Annotated in this window: 21 protein-coding genes; 5 read left to right on the forward strand and 16 right to left on the reverse strand. The window is 30.6% G+C overall.

Annotation, left to right across the window (positions count from 1 at the left end):
* The first annotated feature begins 37 nt into the window (after positions 1-37).
* From BLV79_RS07510 to rfbC, 5 genes are all read left to right on the forward strand, one after another.
* On the forward strand, positions 38-1,261 hold the full coding sequence (locus BLV79_RS07510; RefSeq protein ID WP_074717683.1) for a MerR family transcriptional regulator: 1,224 nt from the start codon (positions 38-40) through the stop codon (positions 1,259-1,261).
* Between the two features lie 159 nt (positions 1,262-1,420).
* The gene (rfbA, locus tag BLV79_RS07515) at positions 1,421-2,317 is read left to right on the forward strand and encodes a glucose-1-phosphate thymidylyltransferase RfbA (protein WP_074717686.1); all 897 of its coding nucleotides are present in this window, start codon (positions 1,421-1,423) and stop codon (positions 2,315-2,317) included.
* Between the two features lie 82 nt (positions 2,318-2,399).
* Positions 2,400-3,419, forward strand: coding sequence for a dTDP-glucose 4,6-dehydratase (rfbB, locus tag BLV79_RS07520; protein WP_074717689.1), 1,020 nt, complete (start codon positions 2,400-2,402; stop codon positions 3,417-3,419).
* A 114-nt stretch (positions 3,420-3,533) separates the two neighbouring features.
* Positions 3,534-4,613 (forward strand): SDR family oxidoreductase, encoded by a 1,080-nt coding sequence (locus BLV79_RS07525; RefSeq protein WP_074717691.1) that lies wholly within the window; start codon positions 3,534-3,536, stop codon positions 4,611-4,613.
* A gap of 82 nt (positions 4,614-4,695) precedes the next feature.
* The gene (gene rfbC / locus BLV79_RS07530) at positions 4,696-5,307 is read left to right on the forward strand and encodes a dTDP-4-dehydrorhamnose 3,5-epimerase (RefSeq protein WP_074717694.1); all 612 of its coding nucleotides are present in this window, start codon (positions 4,696-4,698) and stop codon (positions 5,305-5,307) included.
* Positions 5,308-5,623: 316 nt separating this feature from the next.
* Here the strand turns inward: rfbC and BLV79_RS07535 are convergent, their stop codons facing one another.
* The 16 genes from BLV79_RS07535 to BLV79_RS07610 all read right to left on the reverse strand — a co-directional run bounded on the left by BLV79_RS07535 (position 5,624) and on the right by BLV79_RS07610 (position 24,252).
* Complete coding sequence (locus BLV79_RS07535) at positions 5,624-7,201, reverse strand: HAMP domain-containing sensor histidine kinase (RefSeq protein ID WP_143470231.1); 1,578 nt, start codon at positions 7,199-7,201, stop codon at positions 5,624-5,626.
* Between the two features lie 97 nt (positions 7,202-7,298).
* On the reverse strand, positions 7,299-8,006 hold the full coding sequence (locus tag BLV79_RS07540; protein WP_074717698.1) for a response regulator transcription factor: 708 nt from the start codon (positions 8,004-8,006) through the stop codon (positions 7,299-7,301).
* Between the two features lie 270 nt (positions 8,007-8,276).
* The gene (glmM, locus tag BLV79_RS07545) at positions 8,277-9,611 is read right to left on the reverse strand and encodes a phosphoglucosamine mutase (protein WP_074717701.1); all 1,335 of its coding nucleotides are present in this window, start codon (positions 9,609-9,611) and stop codon (positions 8,277-8,279) included.
* Positions 9,612-9,694: 83 nt separating this feature from the next.
* Positions 9,695-10,747: a glycosyltransferase gene (locus BLV79_RS07550; protein WP_074717704.1), complete on the reverse strand. Its 1,053-nt coding sequence runs from the start codon at positions 10,745-10,747 to the stop codon at positions 9,695-9,697.
* 35 nt (positions 10,748-10,782) lie between these two features.
* Positions 10,783-11,946 (reverse strand): EpsG family protein, encoded by a 1,164-nt coding sequence (locus BLV79_RS07555; protein ID WP_074717706.1) that lies wholly within the window; start codon positions 11,944-11,946, stop codon positions 10,783-10,785.
* 44 nt (positions 11,947-11,990) lie between these two features.
* On the reverse strand, positions 11,991-13,079 hold the full coding sequence (locus BLV79_RS07560; protein WP_074717761.1) for a glycosyltransferase family 1 protein: 1,089 nt from the start codon (positions 13,077-13,079) through the stop codon (positions 11,991-11,993).
* Between the two features lie 19 nt (positions 13,080-13,098).
* Positions 13,099-14,211 carry a glycosyltransferase gene (locus BLV79_RS07565; RefSeq protein WP_074717709.1) on the reverse strand — a complete coding sequence of 371 codons (1,113 nt, stop codon included), beginning with the start codon at positions 14,209-14,211 and terminating at the stop codon, positions 13,099-13,101.
* Positions 14,212-14,281: 70 nt separating this feature from the next.
* Positions 14,282-15,958: an HAD family hydrolase gene (locus tag BLV79_RS07570; RefSeq protein WP_074717712.1), complete on the reverse strand. Its 1,677-nt coding sequence runs from the start codon at positions 15,956-15,958 to the stop codon at positions 14,282-14,284.
* Between the two features lie 23 nt (positions 15,959-15,981).
* Complete coding sequence (locus BLV79_RS07575) at positions 15,982-16,761, reverse strand: DegT/DnrJ/EryC1/StrS family aminotransferase (protein ID WP_074717714.1); 780 nt, start codon at positions 16,759-16,761, stop codon at positions 15,982-15,984.
* Between the two features lie 62 nt (positions 16,762-16,823).
* Positions 16,824-17,996 (reverse strand): glycosyltransferase, encoded by a 1,173-nt coding sequence (locus BLV79_RS07580; RefSeq protein ID WP_074717717.1) that lies wholly within the window; start codon positions 17,994-17,996, stop codon positions 16,824-16,826.
* Positions 17,944-18,726, reverse strand: a complete 783-nt coding sequence (locus BLV79_RS07585; RefSeq protein WP_200795889.1) for a sugar transferase — start codon at positions 18,724-18,726, stop codon at positions 17,944-17,946. Before BLV79_RS07585 ends, BLV79_RS07580 begins: the two co-directional genes overlap by 53 nt.
* Positions 18,727-18,753: 27 nt before the next feature.
* Positions 18,754-19,455 carry a CpsD/CapB family tyrosine-protein kinase gene (locus BLV79_RS07590; protein ID WP_074717719.1) on the reverse strand — a complete coding sequence of 234 codons (702 nt, stop codon included), beginning with the start codon at positions 19,453-19,455 and terminating at the stop codon, positions 18,754-18,756.
* Positions 19,452-20,249: a YveK family protein gene (locus tag BLV79_RS07595; protein ID WP_074717722.1), complete on the reverse strand. Its 798-nt coding sequence runs from the start codon at positions 20,247-20,249 to the stop codon at positions 19,452-19,454. The genes BLV79_RS07590 and BLV79_RS07595 overlap by 4 nt, the downstream gene beginning before the upstream one ends.
* 69 nt (positions 20,250-20,318) lie before the next feature.
* Positions 20,319-21,047, reverse strand: coding sequence for a CpsB/CapC family capsule biosynthesis tyrosine phosphatase (locus BLV79_RS07600; protein ID WP_074717725.1), 729 nt, complete (start codon positions 21,045-21,047; stop codon positions 20,319-20,321).
* Positions 21,048-21,239: 192 nt separating this feature from the next.
* On the reverse strand, positions 21,240-22,223 hold the full coding sequence (locus tag BLV79_RS07605; protein WP_074717729.1) for a substrate-binding domain-containing protein: 984 nt from the start codon (positions 22,221-22,223) through the stop codon (positions 21,240-21,242).
* A gap of 10 nt (positions 22,224-22,233) precedes the next feature.
* Positions 22,234-24,252 carry a methyl-accepting chemotaxis protein gene (locus BLV79_RS07610; protein ID WP_074717731.1) on the reverse strand — a complete coding sequence of 673 codons (2,019 nt, stop codon included), beginning with the start codon at positions 24,250-24,252 and terminating at the stop codon, positions 22,234-22,236.
* Positions 24,253-24,324: the final 72 nt, after the last annotated feature.

Genomic DNA, 24,324 nt, shown 5'->3' on the forward strand with positions numbered 1-24,324 from the left:
TAATAAAAAAAACTTTTTTTAACGAAGGATGGATAAAATGACTAAAAAAAACAATAAAAACATCGATTTGTCAAAATATTATACTTCGGGACAATTTGCAAAAATGGCAAATGTTTCTACTAGGACTATAAGATATTATGATAATCAAAATATTCTTAAACCTTCCTATATTAATGAAAACACAATGGCACGATATTACACTGATGAAGATTTTGCCAAATTGCAACAAATTCTCCTATTTAAATATCTTGGATTTTCCTTGGATGAAATAAAAGAATTAACTATTAATGATTTAGATTATCATTTTTTACTGAATTCTTTAAAACTTCAATCGACTTTAATTCAAGATAAAATCGAGCAAATGCAATTAGTACAGAAAGCTATTTTAGATACAACTTCTGTCATTGAAAAGAATAAAAATATTGATTGGAGCCAAATGCTTAACTTAATTCATTTAACAGGAATGCAGACTAGTTTAAAAACACAATACCAAAATGCAAACAACATTTCTTCACGAATTAATTTGCACCAAAAGTATTCTACCAATCCAAAGGGCTGGTTCCCTTGGATTTTTGAGCAATGCGGTTTTAAATCTAACGAAAATATACTTGAAATCGGATGTGGCAACGGCTCACTTTGGGCGGAAAATGCTCAATTAATCCCTGATAATATCAATATAGTTTTATCCGATATTTCAAAAGGAATGTTGCGTGATGCTCGCAGATGTTTATCTTTTTTACCATCGACTATTAAAAAAAATATGCATTTTAAAGCTTTTGATTGCCAAAGCATTCCATTTGATAACAACACCTTTGATACCGTGATTGCCAACCATGTTTTATTTTATTGCAACAGTTTCGAACATGCACGTTCTGAAATATATCGTGTTTTAAAACCACATGGAAAACTGATTTGCAGCACATACAGTTCTAATCATATGAAAGAATTAAACGAACTAGTAAATGAATTTGATTCACGAATTATATTATCTGCCAACAATTTATATGAAACTTTTGGTTTGGAAAATGGCGAATCATTGCTCAAAAAATCTTTTTTCAAAATTGAAAAATATATTTATGCTGATGAACTAATAATTGATGCCTCTGAGCCAATTATAGAATACATTTTATCGTGCCACGGAAACCAAAACCAATATATTTTAGATAAATATAAGGATTTTAGAAATTTCGTAGATTCCAAGATTGCTCCAGATTTTAAAGTTACTAAAGAAGCAGGTATCTTTATTGCACATAAAGAGTAGATTCTTTACATGTACTTTTATGTATTTTTAACAAAAAATAATTTTTAATGCAAAACACTTGCACATTACGTAACGTAACCCTTTATAATACAAACATGGATTAAATTCCATTAAACATGAATTTAAAATATTTATAATAAACGTTAGGAGGCAAGACAATTGAAAGGAATTATTCTTGCAGGTGGATCTGGCACTCGCCTTTATCCATTAACAATGGTAACTTCAAAACAGTTACTACCAATTTATGACAAACCAATGATTTATTATCCATTATCTGTTCTTATGAATGCAGGTATTCGTGATATTTTAATCATTTCAACACCACAGGATACACCACGTTTTAAAGAATTATTAAAAGATGGTAGCCAATTTGGTGTAAATTTAAGTTATGCTGTACAGCCTAGCCCAGACGGATTAGCTCAAGCATTTATTATTGGTGAGGAATTTATCGGCAATGATAGTGTTGCTATGGTTCTTGGAGATAACATTTTCTCTGGACATGGTTTAAAACAAAGATTAAAAGCTGCTGTAGATAACGCTGAAAACGGTAAAGGTGCTACAGTATTTGGATATTACGTTGACGATCCTGAAAGATTTGGTATCGTTGAATTTAATGAGTCGGGTAAGGCTATTTCTATTGAAGAAAAACCTGAAAAGCCAAAAAGTAATTACTGTGTAACTGGTTTATACTTCTATGATAACAAGGTTATCGAGTACGCTAAAAGCCTTAAACCTTCTGCTCGTGGCGAGTTAGAAATCACTGACCTTAATAGAATTTATCTTGAAAACAATGAGTTAAACGTTGAATTACTTGGTCAAGGATTTACATGGCTTGATACAGGTACACATGAAAGTCTTGTAGACGCTACAAACTTCATTAAAACAATCGAAACACATCAGCATAGAAAAATTGCTTGTCTTGAAGAGATTGCATACTTAAATGGATGGATTACAAGAGAAGATGTTCTTAAAGTCTATGAAGTTTTAAAGAAAAACCAATATGGACGTTATTTAATGGATGTATTAAACGGAAAATTCATTGATACACTTCATTAATTTTTACAACTCATTAATTGAGATATTTTTATAGTTTAATTATTATTTTTTTTAATAAATTTTTTATCAGGAGGATTTTATAATGACTATTATTGTTACTGGTGGAGCTGGTTTTATCGGAAGTAACTTTGTTTTCCACATGTTAAACAAATATCCAGATTACAGAATTATCTGTTTAGACGCACTTACATATGCAGGTAACCTTTCTACATTAGAGCCTGTTATGGACAACCCAAACTTTAGATTTGTAAAAATTAGCATCACAGATCGTGAAGCAGTATATAAATTATTCGAAGAAGAACACCCAGACATGGTTGTAAACTTTGCAGCTGAAAGCCATGTTGACCGTTCTATCGAAAACCCACAGGTATTCCTTGACACTAATATCATTGGTACATCTGTACTTATGGATGCTTGTCGTAAATATGGCATCCAGAGATATCACCAGGTATCTACTGATGAAGTTTATGGTGATCTTCCACTTGATAGACCAGACTTATTCTTCACAGAGACAACACCTATTCATACATCAAGCCCATACTCTTCTTCAAAAGCTGCAGCTGATTTATTAGTTTTAGCTTACCACAGAACTTATGGACTTCCTGTATCAATCAGCCGTTGTTCAAACAACTACGGACCATACCACTTCCCAGAAAAATTAATTCCACTTATGGTAATTAATGCATTACACGACAAACAGCTTCCTGTTTATGGCGAAGGTTTAAATGTTCGTGATTGGTTATATGTTGAAGACCACTGCAAAGCTATCGATTTAATCATCCACAAAGGTAAAGTTGGTGAAGTATACAATGTTGGTGGACACAACGAAATGAAGAACATCGATATCGTTAAATTAATCTGCAAAGCTTTAGATAAACCTGAATCATTAATTACACACGTTTCAGATCGTAAAGGACATGATATGCGTTATGCTATCGATCCTACTAAGATTCACAACGAACTTGGTTGGTTACCTGAAACAAAATTCGAAGACGGTATCAAAAAGACAATTCAATGGTATTTAGATAATAAAGATTGGTGGGAACCAATTGTTTCTGGTGAATACCAAAACTACTACGAAAAAATGTATAAAAATCGCTAATATTTTTTAGCTTTTTACTTCCTCACCATATTTTTATGGTGGGGAAAAATTTTAATAATGCGTTATATTATTTTTTAAGATTATTTTTTAAGATTATTTTTAAAGGAGATTACAATGAAGATTCTTGTTACAGGTGTTTGTGGCCAATTAGGTCATGATGTTGTTAATGAATTATACAAACGTAATAAAGAAAATGGAACAGATTATGTTTGCATCGGTTCTGATATTGCTCCAGCTTATTGTGGAGTTGCTGATGGTTCTGCTGTGACAACAGCAAAATATGTTTCATTAGATATTACTGATGCTAAAGCAGTCGAAGAGACTCTTCTTAGAGAAGATGTCGATGCTGTCGTTCACTGTGCTGCATGGACAGCCGTTGATTTAGCTGAAGATGAAGATAAAAAAGACAAAGTTAAAATGGTTAACTCTATTGGAACTTTAAACCTTGTTAATGCTGTAAAAAAATTAGATAGTGCAAAAGAATCTGGTTGCAAATTTATGTATATCTCAACAGATTATGTATTTAATGGTCAGGGATTAACTCCTTGGACTCCAGATTGTAAAGAATATGCACCTCTTAACGTTTACGGACAAACAAAACTTGATGGTGAACTTGCTGTTTCTGAAAATCTTAGCAAATATTTCATCGTTCGTATTGCATGGGTATTTGGTAGAAACGGAAAGAACTTTATCAAAACAATGCTTAGAGTTGGAAAGAACCACGATAAATTAACTGTTGTTAGCGATCAGATTGGTACTCCAACTTACACTTATGATTTAGCTGTTTTATTATGTGACATGATTGCTACTGATAAATATGGCTACTATCATGCAACTAACTCAGAAGTTACTAAAGAAGGTAAACCTGCTACTTCTAAAGAAGCTGAATTATTAATCAATGATAATGATGCATTTACTAAAGAAGGATGCAAAGCTGGATACATCAGCTGGTTTGATTTTACAAAAGAAATCTTCCGTCAGGCTGTTGAATTAGGCCACTCAGAATATTCAACTGATAAAATTGAAGTAAAACCAGTTACTACTGAAGAATACGGTGTTTCTAAGGCAGCAAGACCTTTTAACAGCCGTCTTGATAAATCAAAACTTGTTGAAAACGGTTTCAATCCACTTCCAAGTTGGCAAGATGCTGTAAAACGTTATATAAGCGAATTAGATTTTGATAACTTAGACTAATTATTTTCATTTTTTATGATTTATATATAATATAGTTTATATATACTTTAATTAAGATTTATATAGAAAGAAGGATTATAAAATGGGACAGATTAAAGTTGAAAAAAATGTTGGTGGAATCGAAGGATTATGCGTAATTACTCCTGCTGTACACGGTGACGCTAGAGGATATTTCATGGAAACATATAACCAGAACGATATGCACGAAGCTGGTCTTGATATGGTTTTCGTTCAGGACAATCAGTCATCTTCTACAAAAGGTGTTTTACGTGGTTTACACTTCCAAAAACAATTTCCTCAAGGTAAATTAGTACGTGCTGTACGTGGTAATGTATTCGATGTTGCTGTTGATTTAAGAAGTGATTCTAAAACATATGGTAAATGGTATGGTGTAGAACTTTCTGAAGAAAACAAAAAACAATTCTATATTCCTGAAGGATTTGCTCACGGATTCTTAGTTTTATCTGATGTTGCTGAATTCTGCTATAAAGTAACTGACTTCTATCACCCAGGTGATGAAGGCGGAATGGCTTGGAATGATCCTGAAATCGGTATTGAATGGCCACAATTAAAGGGTGAATACAAAGGAACAGCTTCAGGTGAAGGATATACATTAGAAGATGGTACTCCACTTAACCTAAGCGAAAAAGATACAAAATGGTTAGGTTTAAAAGATACTTTTAAATTCAACTAATATTTCATATTATTTATTCAACGCATTAAATTTATAGAATTAAGTTTAAATAATTAAGTTTAAGCAATTAAGTTTAAACAATTAAATTTATAGAATTAAGTTTAAATAATAACATAAACCACCTTCATATGATGTTTTCTCAATCTACTTTAAGAGAAATATATATCGTTTGAGTTAGATTGATTAAGTCATCCTCTATGAAGGTGGTTTTTTATTTCTTATTTCTTATTTCTTTTTTCTTTTTTCTTTTTGATATTATATTTATTATTGTTGTTACTGTTATTATTTATGCTTTTTTTATTATAGTTATTATTCTTTATAGTTTTTTATGTTTTTTAGGTATCACTATTTCAAAAACTGTTTTCCATTCAACATTTTCTTCATCAACCAATTTTATTGTACCTTGATGTTGCTCAACTATTTTTTGAGCAATAGAAAGACCTAGTCCTGTTCCTTGTTTGCTATTTCTTGATTCATCGCCTACAACAAATGGATTAAAAATAGTATCTTTTAAATGTTCTGGAACTCCATTTCCATTATCTGCAAGAATTATTTTTATGTTTTCTCCCATCTCATATAGGCATACGTACAAACACGTTCCTTTTTTGTTATGTTTAATAGCATTTGTTATAATATTCTCAAAGACACGTTTTAAGCTTGTTGTATCAAATTCAGCCATTACTTCAATTTCTGGAATATCAATTTGAATATCTATTCCTAATATTTCAAATTCATTATATTTTGCAGCAATATATTCTCTTAAATATTCACAAATATCGTCTTCTGTCACAACTATATTGTAATCTGGATGTTCCAATTTTGAATATTCGTAGAAAGAATTAATCAATCCACTTAATAACTCTGCCTTATTATTTATCGCCTCAAGATATTTGTCCTGTTTATCTTTTGGCACCATTCCGTCCGCTAACGCCTTTGTATACCCTGCAATTACTGTGATTGGTGTCTTAAGATCATGCGATATATCTGCTAACATTTTTTGTTTTTGCTCTTCTATTCGTTTTCGCTCTTGTTCACTAGTTTTAAGCTTTTGTGCCATACTGTTAAAGGATTCGCACATATCCACAAATTCTTGAGCACCATAATATTCTACAGGATTATAACTTTCGCCTTTTTCAACCTTTCTCATAGCTTTACTTATCAAACTAATTGGTTTTTCTACATTTTTCCTCATTGAAAAACTAAACGACAATAATAAACCTATAAAAATAATTCCCATAATTGCAACTGTAACAATGTATACATAAAACATATTACGGGCTTTTACTCTATGTCCTCTGCTAATATGAACAATCATATATCTTGTATCACCATACTGATTAATAAACTTATATTTTTGTAAATAAGCGCCTTTGTCATATCCTGTACATAACAATTTATATTCACGTTCTGAAAGCTTGTTTTTTCCATTTTGATCACGGTTAGAAAAAACAACATTTCTTTTTTCATCGAGAACCATTATTATTTTTAGCTTATCGCCCTGATATTTACCATCATCCTTATATTCAGCCTCATACAAAGAAATAACTAATAACTTCTTGTTGTCTTTAACTGTATAGGCAAGCTGTACAAACGTATCAACCGAAATATCCGGTATATATTCTATTGAATCAAGCGTATAATTTTTTTGACGATCACCACTTGAGTATAAACACTTTCCTTTCTCATCGAGAATTTCAAAGTATCCATTTTTTCCGACTGCTCTGGATAAATTTATATCACGATATCTCCCACTTTTAAGCTTATTCTCTACCTTTTGGACACTGTATTCTACAATATTCTGATTTTCTATCTGTCCTTCAATGCTAGAAGAAACAAAATATGTTACACCTATCAAGCATGCTACCACTACGAAAAACAGGAAAAAGTTTTTCATAATCAAAAAATACAAACTATCACTTATTACTCTTTTTCGATCTAGGTACTCTATTTTTTTTATTTTTAATAATAATAATATTCTTTCCTTGACTTTTTTACTTAATATTTTCAATTTTATATCCTAACCCTCTTACTGTTTTTATATATTTTGGATTATGACTGTCTTCTTCTATTTTTTCACGAATTTTTGAAATATGGACCATTATAGTGTTATCATCCGCCTCAAAATATTCGCCCTTTACATTTTCATATATTTGAACTTTTGTAAATACTCGTCCAGGCTTTTTCATAAGTAACGATACTATTTTATATTCTGTTGGGGTTAGTTCTATCTCATTTTTATTTTTTTTCAAAATGAGATTATTAGTATCAAGTTCTAATTCTCCAACTTTCAAAATTTCTGATTCACGACCTTTATTATCATTAAAGTCGTAAAAACGACGTAAATTTGAATTAACCCGAGAAACCAATTCTAGCGTATTAAAAGGCTTAACGACATAATCATCTGCACCTAAGTCTAGCCCAAGTATCTTATCACTATCACTATTTTTTGCAGAAACGATGATTATTGGAATATTGCTTGTTTCACGAATTTTTTTAATTAACTCATAACCATTCATCTTTGGCATCATAATATCAACTATAGCTAAATCTACATTATTTGTTTTTAAAACTTCATATGCTTCAACTCCATCAGAAGCTTTCAACACATTATAATTAGAGTTTTCAAGATATAATACCATAAGTTCAACTATGTCGGCATCATCCTCTGCCACTAATATTTCATATTTTTTTTCACTCATTGTTTTACCTCTTTGTTATATCAAATAATATTTATTTTTATGCAAAAAAATTTGTTTCGCCTTTTCATTTTACAATATAACTCTATTATACGCTAGTTTTTTGCATATATTTTTGTTTTTATTATTTTTAATGATTATTGTTATGCGATATTTTGGTATTGACAAAAATTATAAAAAAATTGGATTAACTAGCAGTCTTCTATAAACTACTTCGTTAATCCAATTTATAAAATCAAGCGTATTTCGTATTTAAATATCTTAAATTGAATATTAGATTAATGTTTCAATTAAATCTACCATTTTTCCAACATATTTCTCACAAAGTTCATCTGTTTCAGCTTCAACCATTACACGAATAACTGGTTCTGTACCACTTTCACGAAGAAGAATTCTTCCTCTTTCTCCAAGTTCTTCAGCAATTTGTTTATCTAATGCTTTAACTTGTTCGTTCTCCATGATAACTTTCTTATCTGCTACGCGAACATTCTTTAATAATTGTGGATACATACGCATTCCTGATGCTAATTTACCAAGTGATTCTCTTGTTTCAAGAATAACTTCCATTAACATAAGTGCTGTTAATATACCATCACCTGTTGTAGCATGTTTACTGAAAATAACGTGTCCTGACTGCTCTCCACCTAGTACATATCCATTAGCTACCATAGCTTCATTAACGTATTTATCACCTACTGATGTTTTACAGTATTCAATACCTTCTGTATCTAATGCTTTGAATAATCCCATGTTAGACATAACTGTTGCAACTACAGTATTTCCCTGTAACTTGCCACATTGTTTAAGGTATTTTCCACAAACGTAAAGAATATAATCACCGTGAATCTCATTTCCATTTTCATCAACAGCAATACAACGATCTGCATCACCATCAAATGCAAAACCAACATCTAAGTTTTTCTCTTTTACAAGTTGTTGTAATGCTTCAATGTGTGTTGAACCACAGTTTTTATTTATATTAGTTCCATCTGGATCGCATCCAATTGCATATGTTTTAGCACCAAGTGCATCAAATACGTTTTTAGCAAGATTAAATGTACTACCGTTAGAACAATCTAATCCTACTTTCATTCCATCATATGAACGAGTTGCAAGTGAAATTAAATATCCAATATAACGATTTCTTCCAATTGCATAATCTTTAGCAACACCAATTTTATCCATTTTTGCATATGGAAGTTCATCGATTTCACCATCAATATATTTTTCCATAGCCAATTCAACTTCAGCCGAAATTTTATGTCCGTTTCCATCTAAAACCTTAATTCCGTTGTCAGAATATGGGTTGTGACTAGCTGATACCATAATACCACAATCAAAATTTTCTGTTCTAACAACGTAAGCAACACTTGGAGTTGTTGTTACATGTAATAAAAATGCATCTGAACCTGAAGCAGTAATACCTGCAACTAAAGCGTACTCATACATATAACTACTACGTCTAGTATCTTTACCAATAACAATTCTACCTTTGCTATTTTGATTGTAATACCAACCTAAATAACGACCGATTTTAAAAGCATGTTCTGCTGTTAATACTGTGTTAGCTTCGCCTCTAAAACCATCTGTTCCAAAATACTTACCCATGTTAATCTCCTTTTAAACTCTTACTAAAATATTATTGCTCTTTTAGTCATTTAATTTTAAGCACAACTTTTATTATAGCAAAGCTAACTTTTGTTTGCAATATACTCCTTTAACTTTTCACCAACCCAAACTTTACATTTGAAACAATTGTACAGAAACTCTTTGCTTTTTAGCAATATACCTAGTAAAACTATCTTATCCTGAATATTTTGAACCTCATCCATTTTTATATTTGAAAAAATAATGTCACTTTCAAATGGAATCTGCTCTAATTTTTTTGTCACTTCTTTCCTGCTTGCTTTATTTGATATTGTCATGTTTAAAAAGAATCTGATGCGTTCTAAATAAAGAATATCAACTTTATGCTGATATTTTTCATAACAGTTAGTACGTTTAAACAATCTGACTCTTTTATTATATAAAACTTCGCTCAAATGCCACATATTTTCAACATCATCCATTTTATATCTTTTTACTTTTTCTAATGTGTTTTTCTCATAATAATTATACATATATTTGTTGATTTGAACTATGCTTTGTGTGTATTCTAAGAACTTCAGATTAAAAAATGCATCTTCTCCAAAAGTTACATCTTCTTCAAAACGTATACCTTTTTCCTTTATTATGTTAAATTTATATAGCTTTGCGCACGCACTTTTGTATACTAATAACTGTTTGTCATTTAAAAGAACCTTTGGAATATCTACTGTTATCAATTTATGTTCTATCAAACACTTTTCTATTATTTTACCTGTTTTACCATCTCGTTTAACATATCCACCTACTATCAAATCAGGCAAAAAATCTATATCTTCAATTTCTTTTAACATATTTTCAATTGCATCTTTTCTTAAGGAATCATCTGCATCTAAAAAAGAAATATAATCTCCCGAAGCATGCTCAATTCCAAAGTTTCTAGCATCAGATACCCCACCATTTCCTTTTACATAATACTTCACACGAGGCTCTTTTCTTACTGCGTTTTCACATATTTTCCCTGTTTCATCAGTAGAACCATCATTAATTAATATAATTTCGATGTTTTTGTATGTCTGATTAATACAGCTTAAAATGGCTCTCTTTAATGTTTTTGCATGGTTATAAATTGGAATAACGATTGAAACTTTTATTTTCATAATATATCCTCCTAAAAGATAATGTTTCTACTTTTCTAATGCCACGTTGTAAATCTTTCTAATATCAATCTATATGGAAAAATTTCTGAATTTCTTGAATTATAGTACATACTATAAAAGAAAACAATTCCAAATAAAATATAAGCAATTGATAAAAACTTTCTATTACCTTCTGTGACTGATTTACAAAGCATTGAAATTAAAATAATTTGAGAGTTTTCAAAATACAAAAATAATCTATTTCCAATATTAACGGAACAACTCATTATCAAAAAAAATACCTGTGTCAAAAAACATACTACATAAAACCTTGAAAATTTTTCATTATTTTTTAAATTCTTTATATATACAATACACGGAATCGTCATTAAAATAATTAACATATAGGATATGCTCATTCTTGTACTTCCATTTGCCAGATATAATTTATATTTACTTAACCAGCTGAAGTTTTGTATTATCCACTGTAAAACCATCTTGCCCTGATAATACATAAAAATCAATGCGCCAGCTATTATAAACCAAAAAATTCCAGCATATTTTCTTATAAATCTAATTAATGACTCCATGCGACAAAATATTCCAACTATTAAAAAAACTATAGCTGAATTATGAAATCCCATTGCAATCAAAATCACTAAAACATATTTTACATATTCTTTTTTTTCAAAAAAAATCATTCCTAACCATGCTATCACCAATGCTAGAGCCTGTCTTTCCATGTTAAAAAAGGTTGGATATAACATGCTATAGAACAAAACATACGCTATTGGCATACTGATTTTTTCCTTATAATGATTAAAAATCACAAAAATCAGAACAGCTTCTATTAATGCATTTAAAAAGAAAAAACCCCAAACATCATTAAAAATCATTTTAACCAATCGAGATTCGTAAATATACAATGGTTCATTTACATATTGATTATATACAATTTTATTTTTTTCATTAGTTAAACTTTTATACAAAACTTCATATGCGTAATAATCAGTACCAACTCTATACCTTAACGTTTGCAATGCAACAACCGGTGCAATTATGAATATTGGCATACTAAAGCTTTTTCTTTTCATCCCTCTAGTAACATTTTCTCTAGTTGATTTTAACTGATATTTTTTTTGATAGATAAAACTCATAAAAACAGAGAATGAAAAGACTGCATAATATAAAAGCAACGAATCCTGTTCTGAAAACTCCATTCCCTTTCCCCCTCATAAACTATCCTGTTTTCTAGAATTGATATTTATCTAGTATATTTTTTTTTGTAAATTTCTTCTAATTGTTTGGTAATTCTTTCTATATTATATTTATATGCAACTTCTTTTAAAGTATTTGTATGATGCGGACATTTTTCGGCCGCTTTAAGCACTACATCCGCCCATTCTTTTGCGGAACTTTGTAATGAACAATACCAAATATTTTCGCTTATATCAGATTCTTTAGAAACCGAATCACTTGTAACACATGGTAACCCTTCGAATTGTGCTTCTACAAGAGAAATCGGCATTCCTTCATATTTAGATGGAAACAAAAAAACATCCATTGCCTGCTCTACGTAACCAACATCACTTCTATATCCTAAAAAAATAACATTATTTAACAGATTCTTTTCTCTTACTTTGTTTTTAATCTCATACTCGAGGTTACCACCTTCTCCAACCAATAACAAAACTGCTTTATCTTTTCTTTTTAACACTTCCGAAAAAATATCCAACATAAAAAAATGATTCTTTGCTGGCAAAAATTTTCCAACATTCCCTATTACTAGTTCTTCTTTGAAATTAAAATTTTTTCTGCTTTCTTTTCTCTTTTTTTCTGAATAAAGAAAATTTTCTTGCCTTATACCATTATTAATAACCTGAAATTTCTTTTTACCAAACATCCAACTTCCAGCCTCGTTTGAACACGCCAAAAAAACATTAGCATATCTTTTTAGCCGATGTCTATTTATCCAATGCACTATTGTATAGATTTTGCGCCTTGCTGATGTGTTGTGACTATGCATTATTCGTATTGGAACTTTATTTTTTTTTGCCTCAATTATTCCTCTCATATAAATCAAAGCATTGCCGTGCACATGTACAACATCATACTTGTTTTCTTTAAATATTTTTTTAGTTTCAAAGTAATTCTTAATAACGTGCCTAGGAAAACTCGATGTAAAATAAATTTTCCCTCCCATTTTTTCAATTTCTTCACCATAAATACATTCATTTGATCGTATTAAAAAATCAAACTGAACTTTGTCTTTATCTATATTTCTATACCAATCCATTATAATTTTTTCTGCGCCACCACTTCCGAGTCCATTTAACACATGCAAAACTCTCACCAATTATTCTCACCCTCTTTTATTTTGCAACATTATTTTTCATATACCAAAGCACTTCCTCTAACTTTATTTTATCGTAAACATTCGTTATATAATGATAATATTCTTTTATATTATCTAAATAGATACTACGTTTTTCTGTGGCTTTAACTTTTTTAAAATGATAAATATCGTCAATCGCAAGTCTATACACTTCTGCAACATATGAATCTTTTACAAAACCGCAAACCTTCCCACACTTATCATTTACAAATTTTGCCAACCCTCCAGTTCCACTACAAACTACAGGCACTCTAAGAATCATTGCTTCTGCTGCCGCTATTCCATATCCTTCTTCCCTCGAAGGGATTATAAATGATTTGGATTTTTTTATCAGTGGATACGGATTGTCTATGCTTCCAAAATATAGTACATTTTTTTCTAAAAAATAATCCTCTATTCTAGCAAATAACTTATCTCTTGCATCTCCATCTCCTACAACCGCAATCCTTATGTTTGGCATTTCTAAACATAATGAATTTATTATATCCGCAAGTAAAATCGGATTTTTTTCATCAGAAAGCCTTCCCACAAAAATTGTATCAAATATATATTTTTCATTTAAATCAGACATTCCTTCATAACTAAAACTCTCATTCGATAGCCTTCTAATTCTGCTAACATTTATCGGCTCTCCAATATTATAAATCTTGTCTTCTATAAATTTTGAAAAAATGAAATCTTCTTCAATTTCATCAGTAACTGTTAAAACTTTACAAGCTTTTCTGCATGCCAAAAATAAAGATATTGAACTGTGGCATAGTCTTTTCAAATAATTTGGATTTTGATGCATATGAATTATTAGCTTCGCATTGCACTTTATTTTGCTTGCCAAAACAGCTGATTTATAATCGTGGGTATGTATTATATCTGGTTTTAAAATATCAATTGCGGTCTTTAATGTATCTTTGCTCAAAACGTCTACTCCATAATAATCCACACCATATTTTTTTAGTTTTTCTTCTATATCTCCTCTTGGAGAAAGGTAAACTGATTCTGCAATATCGTGTCGGCAAAAATATGCAATTATTGTCACTATAACATTTTCCACCCCTGCAAATGTATTTGAATCAAGAATGTGCAAAATCTTCATAGCATCATCCCTCCCTATGCTTAACGTTTTTGACTTTTGTCAAAAGCCTGCCTACTATCCCAAACTATTCCTATACCCTTATGCTTAGAATAGCATCCATCGCATTTTTACTAAATATATTTTCTTTTAAGTTATTATAATGAAGACATCTCATTCCAAGTCTTTGAGGTGTTTCAAAATCTTTTTGAATATTTGCTCCAACAAAAATCATACAATGATATGGAACTTCAAAACGTAATTTTAAAATTTCAAAAGCCAACGGATTTGGTTTTCTAAAGATAGCCGGATTACCATTTTTACCAGCTAACTCATCCGTCATAACTATTTCAGAGATTCTGCTATCATCCATTAATCCAAGCTTTACTAATTTTTTTCTTTGAACCTCACTTCTGCCATCAGTTACAATTCCAATTGAAATTCCACGTTTTTTTAGTGCATCTAATACATCTTTAGTATCTTGAGTCATTCCAATTTTAGGATCATGGTTCCTATATGTATTTAAAAACAATTGCGTCAAATCGAACTGTCGTTTCTGTGGTAGTCCAGCTGCAAAGTGCTTTACTAGATTCATTATTGCAGGTTTCTTTTCTAATGTATCATATACCAAATCCTCATAAACCTGCGTATAAACTGCTTCCTTAAAAATCATAGTAGCCTGTTGGGCAACTGCTGCACACCCACTTTTTATGAAATCTCTTTCTCTATATAAAGTATTATCTAAATCAAAAATAACAACTTTAATTCCATTAGCATGTTCAAATATCATATCTAGTTTATCTATATGATAAATTCCGTTTCCATATGTACAAACGCTATCTTCATACCTGCTATAACCGATTTTGTCTCTTGCAGCCATTTCCTTGTATCCCATCTTCTTTCCTAGAAGCATCATTATTGCTGCTGTTGAAGAATCTGCTCCAGCTCTAATCGAATGAGGAACACCACTGCTATAACCAGGAATTATTTTGATAAAATAATCTTCTTTCGTTCCTTCTTTTCTAATAAGATGAATTGAAATCGGGCCAACTGGCTTAAATCTATTAATTATAATTTTACTTTCTGTTATTATTTTTTCATCTTGAACTATTCTACTTTTTACAACTTCTTTTTCTCTAACACTTATTCTTTCCCTCGGTGTTATATATATTGGATTTCCTTCAAAATCACAAAAAACGTCAACTGAATATTCTATTCCTTCAATAAAAGGTCTAATAATATAGTCTTCCATTTCATCTGCAAAAGCAAGTAATTCAGCCTTTGTTTCCACTTTATAACCTATATTATCGTTATCTCTATTTCTCTTTTTTATGAAACATGGAAATGGACCTTTATAGCGTTCAGCATTTTCCGTAACCGTCGGATATCTTAACTTACATGTTGCAAAAAACATAGCTGTTTTTGATTTATCTTTACATATTTCTATCATTTCTTTACTAGATATAAATAGTTTTACTCCGATATCGGAAAACAAATCTCTATTTTCACTAAAGATATATATCCCATCTTCTCTTAGTGGAATCACTAATTTCACACTATTATTTTTACATATTTCAATTATTTCATCAATATAACCTTCATCTTCAACTTTCGAAGTCAAAAATGATCTATCACAAAAAGACAGCGCTGGTGCTGAATTGGTAATATCCGTACCTATTATGGTCACAGGAACCCCTATATTTCTCGCTGCCTCTTTATATGATCTTATTAATTCGACTCTTCTGCCGACACTTGTAAATAAAATGTTCATCTAAACACCCTCCTTGGCATTTACTAGAACTTTATAGTTTGTTTAACAAACATCCTACGAATGATATCTATTATTTCATTTTGTTTCTCTTCCTTTAGTTCAACATCACTTGGTAGACTTAGGCAACATGTATAAGCATCCGTGCTAACAGACCTATCTACTTCGTAGAAATGTTCGGCAAATTTGAATAGTGCAACAAACTCACAGTCCCTATATTTTTCAGTCAAATGAAGTGGCACAATAATTGGTTTAGCAATAAAGTTGTTTTTTTCAAGTTCCTTTCTTATCATCTCAGGTGTAACCTGCTTGAAATCTTGACTCAAACCATAGACCGTTTCTGAATCTATTCTTATAAAGCTATTCCAAAATCTTGCTTTCATTTCTTCTGAATGAGGATTAACTTCTAATGGTAACTCTTTAAACGCATCTTTATACCTGTTATAGATTTTTTCTTTTTTTTGCATATAATCCTCTATATTATTAAATTTACTCTTCGAATCGCTCGAGTTTTCTATGTCTTCTTTCGCTATTTCAACTAAAACAGCTTTATTATCGTTACAAATCTTTTTTAACCTCTTGATATATCCTTGAGTTCCATAAAGATTGGCCACTATTACAGTTTTCGCTGTTTCATACTTTTTAAAAGCATATTCAAGCGAAATAGGATCCATATTTAGAGTTTCCCGTTCAGAATCAATCAAAACAGGAATCGCACCTTTTTCAACGTACCTATCAATAATGGATTTGTGCAATAAATCCTGGAAAAAAATAATATCTTTTGTCGTAATATTTGTTTTTTTCATCTAGGCCACCCCTTTATAGAACACTCGTAGTATCTTCTACAATTTCTATCGGCTTAAAATCACTACTCGTTTATTGATTCTCCGACTCTATTATAAATCTCTTCCATTTTCTTATTTATTTCATTGATATCACAGTTTTTAACAGTCTCATAATTTTTCTTTAAATACATTCTATACTCTTCCTTCGATAAATCTACCGCTGTTAATATTGCTTTTTTTATATCAAGATATGATAAAGGGTTAAAATAAAACCGAGAATCTTTAATCAAATCAACATTTCCTCTGACATTGCTACAAATTATTGGCACATCACATGCCATTGCTTCCATAAGTGAAACAGGCAAGCCTTCTCTTAATGAAGGGAAAATAAATAAATCACATGTTTTACACAATTCTATAATATCGGTTCTATAACCTAGCAGGATGACTTTTCCATCTAACTCCTGTTGCTTAATATAATCTTTTAATACTTCTTCCTGATCTCCTATTCCACAAATAAAATATTTAAATTTTAACTCATATTTCAATGAGCCCAATGCCTCTATTACCCTTATATGATTTTTACTACTTCTTAACTCTCCAACAGACAAAAAAATTAGCTCATCCTCATGTACGCCCAAGCTTGATCTTTTTTTATTTAAATCTACTTTAATCTTATCAATTCCTTTAACATCTACTCCTACACCATGAATATACTCTATATGTTGTGGTTTAAATTTATCTTTTGAAAGCTTATAATCTTCTTCATTAATATTTATAATCGTATCTGTATATTTGCTTAAATATTTTTCAATTTTAAAAAACATCCAACTTCCCGAAATTTTCTCTTGATGCACCTCATCGCCATATTCGAAACTATAACCATGCGCTGTATAGATTACTTTTATATTTCTTTTTTTTGCTTCTAATCTTACGAGGGCACTTGCTACAGGTGTGTGCGTATGAATAAAACAATATTTATTATTATCTAACAATTCTGCAAGTTGCTTACGTGCTATCTTATGTTGTTTAAAATTTTTTGATTTTCTTGAAAAATCTATTTGAAAATATCTAACCCCTAATTCTTCAAGTTTTGTTTTTAAATCATTTATAATATCAGATGTACAAGTATTTCCCTCTTCAAAATTACATGCTACATCAACTTCATATCCTATTTTTTTTAATAATTTAATGTTTGGCAAATTAAACTGCTCTATCATCGATGCTGCTGTTGACACCATTAGTACTCGTTTCATTTATAGACCTCCGTTTAACGTTATTTTTACTTGGTTCTACCTTCACGCTCTCCGCGCCTTCAACATATCCATCCCTCATAATTACTGTATAAAACGTCTTAAAAAAACACTTCAAATCTATAATAACTCCATATTTCAAATAATATTCACCATCTAATTTTGCCTTTTCTTTTGTTGACAATCTATCTCTTCCATTAACCTGTGCCCATCCTGTCAGCCCCGGTTTAATCTCATTTACATGATATTTGTCTCTTTCATTTATAAGATCATATTGATTATATAGCGCTGGTCTTGGTCCAATCAGCGTCATATCTCCTTTTAAAATATTTACAAACTGTGGCAGCTCGTCTAAACTGCTCCCCCTTAAAAAATGACCAACTCTTGTAATATAATTATTAGATGTATTTAATTTATCTGTTGGTATATATTGCGGTGTTTCAATTCTCATAGTTCTAAATTTTAAAATGTAAAATTCTTTTTTGTTTTTTCCTATCCTCTTTTGTTTAAAAAAAGCTGGTCCTTTCGAATCTATTTTTATGCAACAAATAATTATTAAAAAAATTGGACATAATAAAACAAGTGCCAAAAGTGAGAAAATAATATCTAAAATTCTTTTCATAATCAAATATGTCGTTTTTATATGTTTATCTAAATGATTTTCTAAATGTTCCTCTACATTCTCATCAATTCTTGGACTTACACTACTTCTTGTAATCACTTGTTTTACCATATCATCACACCTCGCCTATGCCAAAAACTACTCTCCTTCTGCACCGTAATAATTGCCATAATACTTTCCATAGTATTTTCCATAATATTTATTACCTTCGAAAGTTACTTTATTTAGTACTACACCCAAAATATTACATCCTGTTTTTTCAATTTGATTTTTTGCCTGTAAAATAAATTTATGACTAACTTTCCCCTGTTGTACAACAATTACTGCTGCATCACATTTTTTTGCAATAACTGCTGCATCGATCACACTGCCGATAGGAGGAGCATCAACAATTACATAATCATAATGCTCTCTTAAAAATGCAACCAACTGTTCAAATCTTTTGCCACTCAATAATTCTGATGGATTAGGTGGCACTAATCCCGAAAAAATAACGTGCAAGCCACCAATATTCGTTCTGAATAAAACTTCAGTAATTGACGCGCGTCCTGCAAGCAAATGTGTTAATCCCTTTACGTTGCCTTTTACATTATAACGTCCTGCTATAACTGATTTTCTAAGATCTGCATCTATAAAAGCAACATTTTTGCCTGCTTCTGTCAAAGTCACTGCAAGCCCCATAGCGACACTACTTTTTCCTTCGCCTGGTGTACAACTTGTAATTACAATTGTTTTATTTATATCACCAGCAAATTCTATATTAGTCCTTAATGTCTTATATGCTTCATTTGTTCTAAAATCTTTTTCATCCTTAACATATTCAATAGTTATCTCTCTCATGCTAAGCTCCCCTTTGTACCAAATTCATCATTTTTATTTCCCTTTTTCTTTTTATTTTTTTTCTTTTTTCTTTTTGATTCCTTTTCAATTTCCGCAAGCGGAATAGACGCAAGCACTGTTACGCCAATTAGGTTTTCTACATCCTCTGGTGTTTTTACTGTATCATCTAATTTATTAACGATTACTATTATTATTGATATAACAAAAAATCCAACAACTCCACCTAAAATTGAGTTTTTTACAATATTAGGCGAAGAAGGTTTAGTTGGCAAACTTGCTTTTTCAACCGTATTTACAGCATCAATATTCATAACATCTACAATTTGATTTGATACTTCTTTTCTTAGAGTATTAGCTAAATCTCTCGCTATTTGTGGATTATTATATGTTACTCTTATTTTCAAAATACGAGTATTATCCGGTGTGTAAACCGATATTCTTTTCTTTAATTCGTCTGTTGTCATATTTGTAAGTCCAACATTTTCTATCGTTTTTTCGAGAACCGGACGTGATGTCACAAGCTCTGCATAATCACTTGTCAATTGGTTACCAGCTGTTAAATCTGAAGTTGTAACTGTATGTTGATCCTGTTTCGTCAAAACATACACACCTGTTTCAGATGTATACTGTGGCTCTACAAAAAACTGTGTTGCAAAAAAAGCCGCAGTTGCAAAAATTATAACCATTGTAAGTACTAACAAAAAATGCGACCATAAAATATAAAATATTTCCGCTATATCAATTGCATCTTCAACCTGATCATTTTGTATATTTGTATCATTACGACCACTCACGCTATCTCCTCCTCAGCAAACAAACATAATCTTTTTCACTATCTCTTTTCTAGTAGAATATTCTTTTTTCTATATTATTCTTTTTCCCTTCAATATCTTCAACTGATTTTCTACAAAAATGGCATTTGCATACTCATCACTTGTTTTTTTTGTCACATAAGATGCTGCTTTACTTAAACATGGTTTTCTTGTGTCTAAATCATGTGCATCTGTTGCTACTAAATCGACTAGCTCATCTTTTATTATTCTTTTCATAAACTTTTTATGTTCTCTATCGAACGGTGTAACTATCGTGTTAGCATTCATCTGTAAGACAATTCCCATATCTTTTATATGTTCAACATTATCGATATTTTTGCGCAATACTTCGTAACGCTCTAGATGTGCCAAAATCACTTCATATCCATTTGCTTTAAGCTTTTGAAAAGCTCGCAACATGTCATCATAAGCAATCACAGGCGAAAATTCTACTAGAACATAATCCGTTTCATTTATTGTTCTTATCATCTGTGGTGAATCTTCTAGAATAGATGAATAATAATAGAACTCTCCTCCTAGATAAAGATGAATTTGTGGATATTTTTTTCTTATATCTTCTCTTAATTCATCAAATTTTTCCCATACTATTTCATTTGCCAACATAAAACGTGGTGCCCTTATATGTGGTGTTAAAACTAAACCAATTATCCCATCGTCTAATGCAATTTGGATCATTTTTTCAGACATTTCCAAATTTTTAGAGCCATCATCTACCCCATGTAAAATATGACAATGAATATCAATAAATCCTTCTAGCATAACCTCTCTCCTTTATATATCCTATAAAATTTATCGGAGATTTATACTATTTAATTAATTTTTTACTTTTTACAATTTAGATAAATTCTGGCTCTAAATTTTTAATTGTTTTTTATTATTTTTTTAATTGTTTTTTATTTCTAAATTCTTTTCTTATTATTTTAGTCATTCTTTAGATATAATTTTCATCATTTACTTAATTCTGCTCTTTGCTCCTTCTTTATCCACTTTTTCAAATGGAACAAATAAATATATCTGATTAGAGTTGTGTTCTAAATCCTTTATACTTTTTCCATTGCCTATAATTACAGCTGCTTGTATTACATCTTTTGCAATATTCTCAGCCGACTGTAAAACTGTAAATTGCATCTTTCCATCAACAATTGATTGACATGCTTCTACTGTTGCATCAACTCCAGTAACAGGAGTTTTCGAAAGATCATATCCATTTTTTTCTAAAGCTTCAACTGCGCCAAGCGCCATAAGATCATTATTTGCAAAAACACAATCTATCTTTTGCTTTGTATTTATCGCAATCTGAACATAATTTGAGGCTATATCCGTTTTCCAGTTAGCTGAATCCTCAAAAATGTAGTTTACTTTTACGTTCTTCTCTTGGAAATACTGCTTTATACCTAAAGTTCTATACTCTGTTACAATTCCGCTACTTCCTTTAAGAATAACAGCATTAATCTCACTTGGTTTCCCCAATTTCTCATAAACATATTCTGCCTGCATTTTTCCTGCCTCTGAATCTCTTGAACCAACATAAATATATTTATCTTCTTTTAAAAATTTTTCATCTATCCTTTTATTAATAAAAACAATAGGTACATCACCGGCAGCTATTTCAAGTTGACGTGCTGTATCAGCATCATATGCTTGACAAATAATAGCTTTATAGTTTTCATCTTTTGCTTTTTTGCAAGCTCTAACCTGATCAATTACCTGCTCACCTGTATCAACAAAATCTAAAGTAATTCCTTTATTTTTTGCTTCTTTTTCTATTTCTTCTTTCAACAAAGTAAGAAATGTATCTTGTTTAGACATAATCAACATATACTTTCCATTACTAGATGTACTTTCGCTTTTCCCAAATAGACTACATCCAGAAAGATTCGACAATGCCAAAACTACGCATAATATTAAACTAAAAATCTTTTTACTAGTCTTCATAGTACACCTCCTAAATTTTAAACTTATTAACATATTCTGTTAAATTCTCAGAGGTTTTTGCTAGTTCTTCTGCATTTACCGCAACCTCTTGGCTACTTTCTGTAATATTATTTGCCTGCTTAACCATATTAGTAGAAGTATCTAAGATTTCATCTGTACTAGCCGCCTGTTCTTCTGAAATTGCTGCTACATTAGTTGCAACCTCTTCAACCTTTTGAATATTTCTAATAACTTCATCTATCATTGTATTTGAACTTTGAATATTTTCATAAATATTGCCAAAAGTCTTAACTGCACTATCAATTGACTTAGAGTTTTCATCAATTTGTTCTGCACTAACATCTGCCTGATGTACTACTTTATCAATCAATTCTCTTATTTTTTCAATTAAATGAGCAATATTTTCTGCACTTTCAGAACTATTATTTGCTAAATTCCCAATTTCACTTGCAACTACTGCAAAACCTTTTCCTGCTTCACCTGCGCGAGCCGCCTCTATTGACGCATTAAGTGATAAGAGATTTGTCTCTTCTGCAATTTCAGCAATAAATCCAACAATCTTTGTTATTTCTTCTGATGCTGTTCCAACATCGTTTATTGATTTTACTAATTCATTATTTGCAGCTTTTATATCAGACATAGCAACATTTAATCTTTCCATTTCTTCTCGACCATTTTTTGAAATCTCAACTGTATCCTTCATACTTTGATTTGCTTTATCTGAATTATCTCTTGTATCTGCTACAACCATTGCAAGTGTTGTTGCATTTTCAGCAATCTCATTTACTGCAACTGCAAGCTGATCAACTGTATTATTCAAATTCTTCATTGCTTCTGCCTGATTCTGTGCTGCGTCATTCATAGCAATTGAAACTCTGCTACTATTTTCCGAATCGGAGCTTAGTTTTATAGCCTCTTTATTGATATTATTAATCATCTCTCTCATTACATCAATGAATATAGCAACTTTTTCACTCATCAATCCTATTTCATCGTTACTCTTACTTTCTACATTGACTGTAAAATCACCAGATGACATTTTAGTTACACTATCAGCAATTATAGAAATAGGTGCAATAACTTTACCAACTACTACTCTAATAAATATGATTATTACAATTGTTGCTACAATACCTACTATAATTTGTATATTCATCATTCTATATGCATCTTTTAAGATAATGCCTTTGTCTATATACGATACCAATAGCCAATCAGTTCCAGATATTTCTCTACAACAAACCAATTGGTTATTTATTGTAAACATAGAATAATCCTCAGAATCTATTTTTTTAGAAACATTAGAATATAATTCTTTATTCGAAGTCACTTCACCTAAATTCTTTGAAACAATATCATTATCTTTATCTGCTAAAATAGTTTTTGTTTCTTTATCAACCAAGAAAGCATAAGCGCCATCCATTTTAACTTTCGAATTTACAATAATGGATATTTTGTTTAAAGAAACATCTGAACCTATTACTTTAGTTTCACCGGAACCATCATCAATTATACCTGTTGCACTGATAATTGCTATTCCCTCTGCATTATTATATACTTCTCCATACCCCATATTTACACGGGTAATACCTTCCTTATACCACATTGTATCTTTTAATTTTTGACCGGCTTCTACTTTTTTTACTGAACTGTATACTTTTCCATCAGCAGTGTTCATATACATACCATTAGCTGAATCACTATTCATTCCTTTTGTTCCGTATATGATTTTTTTCATCAATTCATCGTCTGGTTTTAAAGTCTCAATGATTTTTTTAACTGTTGAAAAATACTCTAGATTCTTTTTTAGCCAACTTTCAATATCATCACCTTGACTATCCACAGAAGCCTCTAATTGCGATACTGCCATATTTGTCATGTTAATATTAGTTAAATATGCAGATATTGCAACCAAAATAATCAATGACAAACAAACTGTTGGCATAATCATTAATAATAATTTATTTTTTATTTTTTTTGTACGTTTATTCTTCTTTACTACTTTTTTATCATCTTTTTCACCTGACATTTATAGACCTCCTGATGTTTTTTCATAACTAAAGTTTTGTTTCCGTAAAATAAATTTCTTTAAATATACTGA

The organism is Lachnobacterium bovis DSM 14045 (genome assembly GCF_900107245.1).
Lineage (GTDB): Bacteria > Bacillota > Clostridia > Lachnospirales > Lachnospiraceae > Roseburia > Roseburia bovis.